At 38.2% G+C, this 857-nt stretch carries 1 protein-coding gene and 1 pseudogene; both read right to left on the bottom strand.

Annotation, left to right across the window (positions count from 1 at the left end):
- Positions 1 to 473, bottom strand: a pseudogene (locus tag AC1DJR_RS31825) (DUF4430 domain-containing protein); the annotation flags it as partial.
- 123 nt (positions 474 to 596) lie between these two features.
- A partial coding sequence (locus AC1DJR_RS31820) for an LPXTG cell wall anchor domain-containing protein (protein ID WP_477004453.1) occupies positions 597 to 857 on the bottom strand: 261 nt, incomplete at its 5' end.

The raw sequence follows: 857 nt of genomic DNA, 5'->3' as shown, positions 1-857 counted from the left end.
GCCGGCACAGTTACCTGTTGTTGCCCTTTATTCGGATCTTCCTTTTGCTCCTGCTTTGGTGTTTCTTTTGGCTGATTAACAACCTTTGCTTCTTCTTTTACTTCTGGYGCTTTCKGYTGCTGGGGTTTCTCTTCTTGTACTTTTTGTTGCTCTGGTTGTTTATTTACAGCAGGCTGTTCCTTTGGTTTCTCTTCTTTCTTTACTTCAGCTTGTTCCTGCGCTTTTTCTTCTTTCGGTTTCTCTTCTACTTTTTGTTCTTGTTTATCTTTCTGCTCTTCTTGTTGTTTCTGTTCCGGTTCAGCTTGCTTCTCTTCCGGTTTCGGTACATCTTTTTGTTCTTCCTGTTTCGCTACTTCTTTTTGCTCTTCTTGCTTCGGTTCTGCCTTCTTCTCAGGTTTTACAGCCGTTTCTTCACATCCRGCTAATAATCCCAATGAAAGAACTAAAGAAATGAACCATTTCATCTTACTCATGCTGTCCCTCACCTTTCATATTAAAGTGAAACTTTAATGAGTGGAGATTTTGTTCATCCCCACTCATTATTAGCCCTCACTTTTATAATAAAATTAGGAGCAAATGATTGCTCCTAATTTTTGTTAAGCTGCTTTACGTCTCCATAATACATATGCAGAAGCGATACATAATACACCCATACCTACTTGTGTAGCTGCACTATGAGAAGATGCTCCTGTTTGTGGTAATTGATTCTTATTCTTGTTTGTTTCTTTATTAACTCGTTCGTTATCTACAACAACTTTTAGATTTTCATCCTTTGGTTGTTTTTGTAACTCTTCTTGTTGTTTCGGCTGTTCTACAACTTCTTTTTCTTCTACAGTTGTCTCTGGCTCTACAATTGG

The organism is Bacillus sp. 05T31, assembly GCF_056396725.1.
This window is presented reverse-complemented; position numbering and strand designations above follow the sequence as displayed.